A 4,983-nucleotide genomic window follows, 5' to 3' on the forward strand; every position below is an offset into this window, starting at 1 on the left:
GACTGGCTCCAAAGAGATCAATCAGCGACCGGAGAATGCGGGCACTGCGGCAGACACAGGTGCAGACACAGGGGACCAAAAGCGGCCACGGCGCGGAGCCGGGAGGAACCTCCCGCCCGCGCCCGACGATGACACGCGACGAACAACACCGACCTCTCGCTCACACGGAACCATCCGTGATGTGCGAGTGAAATCTGTCAGACTTTCCGATTCAGGCGATACACAGGGATAGAGAGGGGGCAGGGACCCCGTCGCCGCGCTCCGCGCGAGCAACTCTCTCGGCTGAGTTCTCATCCCTACCCCCGACAGCGCGCCCTCCAGGCGCGATCACCCTCTCGTCATAGAAACCGGAGCTTCGCCTCCGCGAAGACGCAGCGTCATTCCACCATGCAGGAGGCAAGGTTGTCAACGGGTGCGAAGTCTTTGCCGCGCAAAATTCTGACGAAAGCGCTGACATTCCTGCGCATCGCCCGGCGGGGCTGTCGGTTAGCTGCGCAGGTCGATCAGCCCCGCCGCGGGCTGGTATCCACATGAATGCACACCCGCGGAGGTGTGCGCGTTTGTGAAGATGGGCAGTTTGCGCGCGGGCGAGTTGTCGATGTGCGCCTGCACGTTGCAGACCAATCAGATTTGTAAGCCACGCGTTGAGTGCATGTTGCGCGCTCGCAACGACAGCGCCCCCCCCATCAGCTCGGTGGAGGCTGGTCGTCCGTGTCGTCGTCCTTCCGCTCGGCCGTGGGCTGCCGCTCGGTCGCCACCACCGGCGCGGTCCCCCCGGCCCGGGTCTCAAGCCTGACCCCGTCGGGGAGCTGGCGCGCGATCTGGGCGACGACGTCACCCTCCAGGGTGCGGGAGAAGAAGCCGCGCCGGCTCTTGCCCATGATGAGCTCGTCGCACCCGAAGGTGACCGTGTAGTCCAGAATCTCGGCCGCGATGTCGGTCGCGGTGATGTAGATGGGGAAGAACGGCACGTTGTTCTGGCGGCAGAGCATGGCGGCGAGGCCCAGGGCCGCCTGCGCCTGCGGGTCGTCCTCGATCTGCGGGATCTGGCCGGGACGAACGTCCAGCACGCGCAGCACCCGCACGTAGATGGCAAACAGCACCGCTCCGCGCTTCCTGGCCCGCTCCACCGCATAATGGACGTTCTCGTGCCCTCGCACGGCCACCATGATGCGGGGGCCGCCGGTTGGAACCTTCGGCGGTGCCTGGCGGAGCTGCGCGAGCCAGCCCTCCTGCGGCACGTGCACCACCGGCGGGGCGTGGCGGAACTGCCGCAGCAGGAATCGCGCTCCCAGGACCACGACGAGCGAGATGCCCGCGAAGAGCGTGGCCTTGGGCTTAGCGATCACGATGGTGATCTCGATCGCGGCCATGAGGCCGCCCAGGGCCCACAGCCCCCACCGCTCCCAGCGCTTCACCTCGATCGCGCGGTTGTACGCGCAGGAGAGCAGGTTCACCGCGATCGCGCCCACCACGCCGATGGCGTACAGCTCGCTCAGGGTCTTGACGTCGCTGGTCAGCAGCACCAGGCCGCTGGGCAGGATGCAGGCGATGATCAGCCCCTGCCAGGGCACGCCCGAGTAGTTGAGCTTGGCCAGGCTGGGCGGCAGCTCGCGGTCGCGGGCCAGGGCATAGATCACCGAGACCATAGCCATGATGGCGGTGTTGGCCGCGCTCAGCAGCAGCAGGGCGAACACCACGCCCGCCACCATGCCGAAGACCCGCCCCACGCCGTCGCCGAAGAACCGCGACGCCGTCACCGTGGCCAGGCCCTTCACGGCGGTGTCGCGGTACTGCCTCACCTCCGCGGGGACGTTGTCGGAATCGACGCCGTTGTGGACCTCGTAGTGCTCGTAGTCTGGAGCGGCCGGATCGCTGGGCTGCATCACCGCAGCTGTGGGCCCCGCCCCGGAGCCGTTGCCCCCTGCCCCTTGGCCGGTCGCGGGCACGGTTACCGTGTCGGGCGAGCGCGTCGCGTGCACGGGCGAGTGGATGGCGTTGAGGGCCACCGCGAACACCAGGTTCAGCACGATGACCTCGACCAGCACCGGCCAGATGGTCCGCTTGGCGGTGCGGTCCACCGGCTGCTTCATCATGCCGGTGATGTTGGCCACCGCCTCCACGCCCGAGAGCGCCAGCACGATCCGCACCAGCGCCTCCCAGCGCTCGCCCGCGGAGCTCACCCCCGGTACCGTCGCCACGGAGTTCTGCAGCCCCTCGCGCAGGTAGGGCACGCACAGGAGGCCGATGATCGCCGAGGCCCCCACCGACACCACCGCAATGATGATGGCCAGGCGTCCCGCGCTGCGGGCCCCCAGCCAGTTCACCGCCCCCAGCAGCGCAATCGTGCCGATCACCGCCGGCACCACGTAGTCCTCGTGCACGCCCAGGTAGTGGAAGCCGTCCACCGCCGAGAGCGTGACCGTCACCATGAAGTTGCACAGCAGCAGCGTGCCGCCCACGACGCTCAGGGTGTGGTTGATGGGCCGGGCCGCGGTGTACACGCCCCCGCCGTCGGGGAAGGCCCGGCACACGATGGTGTACGCCCAGGCAACCGCGGCCATGATCACCGACATCAGGGCGAGGTAGAGGAGCGAGGCGTGCCCGCTGTAGTAGAAGGCCAGGCCCAGCACGTACAGGCGGCTGGTCCCCCAATCCCCGAACAGGAGGGCGCCGGCATGACGCCAGGAGAGGGTGCGGGGTCGGCTCTCGGCCGTGAGCATGGCGGGGACTGTAGAGGAAGTGGGAAAGTGACGGAGTGACGCAGTGACGGAGGCGCAATCTGTTCGGTTGCGGTACGGAGAAGGCCGGTGCCGGAATGACAAAACCCGCGTTCCTGGCCCGCAAACGCGGGTTCGGGGCGGCAGCAGTCCATTCTCCGCCGGCGGAGACTCAATCTCCGCCGTCAGCGACCGGTCCGCTGCGCTCAGTGGACGGCCCGCTGCCGTCAGGGACTGAACCTCCGCCCCTCCGAGATTGGTTCTCGGAAGGCAGGAACCCGGCCGCCGCCCCCCGCCGCCCGTTTACTGGCCTCTGGTAACGGCCCGCTGCCCTGCGGGAGCCCGAGCTTGGAACGCGAAGGTCGCGAGGGGGGAGCGAAGACGCCAAGAGGGAAGCGGAAAGAGGGGGGGCGGCAGTCCCGCTGGAACAGTCCGATCCATTCCACCTTCGCGCCTTCGCTCCTCTTCGCGACCTTCGCGTTCAAAGGCCCCGTGCCTTCCTCTGTGCCCCTCTGTGCGCCTCTGTGTCTCTGTGGTGAACACTTCATTCCGCGTGGTGAACACGCCGGCGCGTCGTAGACTGAAACCATGCCAAGAGTGACCCGCGCCGCCCTGATCCAGGCCAGCAACCCGGTTTCCGACACTGCCGACCTCCAGAAGATCAAGGAGGCGATGATCGAGAAGCACCTTGGGCTCATCGCCCAGGCCGCGGATAAAGGCGCGCAGGTGTGCTGCCTGCAGGAGATTTTCTACGGGCCCTACTTCTGCGCCGAGCAGCACGTGAAGTGGTACCAGACGGCCGAGCGCATCCCCGACGGGCCCACCATCAGGCTCATGCAGGAGCGGGCCAGGAAGCACGGGATGGTCCTCATCGTGCCCATCTATGAGGAGGACAGCAGGGTCAGCGGGACCTACTACAACACCGCCGCGGTGCTCTCGCACACCGGCGAGTACCTGGGCCGCTACCGCAAGCACCACATCCCCCACTGCCACCCCGGGTTCTGGGAGAAGTTCTACTTCACCCCCGGCAACGGCGGCTACCCGGTCTTCGAAACCCCCTTCGGCAAGCTCGGCGTGTACATCTGCTACGACCGCCACTTCCCCGAGGGCGCTCGCGAACTGGGACTGAATGGCGCCGAGATCGTCTTCAACCCCTCCGCCACCGTCGCGGGGCTCAGCGAGTACCTGTGGAAACTCGAGCAGCCCGCCCACGCGGTGGCCAACCAGTACTACGTCGGGGCCATCAACCGCGTAGGAACGGAGGCCCCCTGGAACATCGGCGAGTTCTACGGGCAGTCGTACTTCTGCAACCCGCGCGGGCAGATCATCGCGCAGGCCTCGCGGGACAAGGATGAGGTCGTGGTCGCGGACCTGGACCTGGACATGATCCAGGAGGTGCGGAACGTGTGGCAGTTCTATCGGGACCGGCGGCCGGAGAGCTACACGCAGATCGCCGGCCCACGCTGACCGTCGCGACGCACCTACACCGGAGGCCGCTCGTCATCTGCAGGCAGCGGCCAGTTGACGATCGCCTGCTCGATCGCCACGATGAGCGGCTGCATGTCCTGCGTGGCCGTCGCCCAGATCTTCGTCCGGTTCACGCCCCAGTACACATGCACCAGGATGTGACGGGTCTCCACCACCTGCCCCCACGGTACGCCGGGTACACGGGCGCGCCCGGCGTCGCTCATCCGCGCCGCGGCTTCTCCAATCTCCTGGAGCGCGTTCAGAACCGCCCTCAGAAGCATCGGGTCGGTGTCCAGGTCCTCACGTCGACGTCCGTGGACGAACTGCACCACATGGCGGGCGGCTTCCAGGATGTGCTGGACGCGGATGCGGTCGCTGATGGCGGGCGGGTCCCTACGCGGCATACTGGACCACCGCGTGACGCATCACATCGTTGCGGAAGTACCGCGAGAGGTCCTCGGGCGTGCGCAGGTCCACACGTCGGCCCAGCATCGCCGTGAGTTCCATCTGCATCCCCGCGAAAGCAAAGAGGCCGGGTGTGCGCCCCGGCAGGAACTCCACCAGCACGTCGATGTCGCTGGCGGGCGAGAAGTCCTCGCGCAGGATCGAGCCGAAAAGGGCCAGTCTGGCGATGCCGTGTCGCGCGCAGAACGACGCGATTTCATCGGGCGGGAAAGTAACTCCGTGCAACTGCATGGGCGCTCCGGTGCGGGTTCATTGTAGAATGCGACATGACCACCGCCAGCCCCAAGACCGCCGCCCCGCGCCCGACCGCCCCCGCCCCGCAACTCCCCCC

4 protein-coding genes are annotated in these 4,983 nt (G+C 67.5%); 1 reads left to right on the forward strand and 3 read right to left on the reverse strand.

Annotation, left to right across the window (positions count from 1 at the left end):
- Positions 1-686 precede the first annotated feature (686 nt).
- Positions 687-2,723 carry an amino acid permease gene (locus VD997_02125; GenBank protein HYE60767.1) on the reverse strand — a complete coding sequence of 679 codons (2,037 nt, stop codon included), beginning with the start codon at positions 2,721-2,723 and terminating at the stop codon, positions 687-689.
- A gap of 585 nt (positions 2,724-3,308) precedes the next feature.
- Here VD997_02125 and VD997_02130 point away from each other — a divergent pair.
- Complete coding sequence (locus VD997_02130; protein HYE60768.1) at positions 3,309-4,187, forward strand: nitrilase-related carbon-nitrogen hydrolase; 879 nt, start codon at positions 3,309-3,311, stop codon at positions 4,185-4,187.
- 14 nt (positions 4,188-4,201) lie between these two features.
- Here the strand turns inward: VD997_02130 and VD997_02135 are convergent, their stop codons facing one another.
- Together VD997_02135 and VD997_02140 are read right to left on the reverse strand one after the other, a co-directional pair.
- Complete coding sequence (locus tag VD997_02135) at positions 4,202-4,591, reverse strand: HepT-like ribonuclease domain-containing protein (protein HYE60769.1); 390 nt, start codon at positions 4,589-4,591, stop codon at positions 4,202-4,204.
- Positions 4,581-4,883: a nucleotidyltransferase family protein gene (locus VD997_02140; GenBank protein ID HYE60770.1), complete on the reverse strand. Its 303-nt coding sequence runs from the start codon at positions 4,881-4,883 to the stop codon at positions 4,581-4,583. Before VD997_02140 ends, VD997_02135 begins: the two co-directional genes overlap by 11 nt.
- Between the last annotated feature and the right edge of the window lie 100 nt (positions 4,884-4,983).

Source organism: Phycisphaerales bacterium (assembly GCA_035627955.1).
Classification (GTDB): Bacteria; Planctomycetota; Phycisphaerae; order Phycisphaerales; family UBA1924; genus JAEYTB01.

What these genes read in the sequence shown, in the direction of transcription:
- VD997_02125 (HYE60767.1), bottom strand. Translation starts at nt 2,723, where the DNA reads ATGCTCACGGCCGAGAGCCGACCCCGCACCCTCTCCTGGCGTCATGCC.
- VD997_02130 (HYE60768.1), top strand. Translation starts at nt 3,309, where the DNA reads ATGCCAAGAGTGACCCGCGCCGCCCTGATCCAGGCCAGCAACCCGGTT.
- VD997_02135 (HYE60769.1), bottom strand. Translation starts at nt 4,591, where the DNA reads ATGCCGCGTAGGGACCCGCCCGCCATCAGCGACCGCATCCGCGTCCAG.
- VD997_02140 (HYE60770.1), bottom strand. Translation starts at nt 4,883, where the DNA reads ATGCAGTTGCACGGAGTTACTTTCCCGCCCGATGAAATCGCGTCGTTC.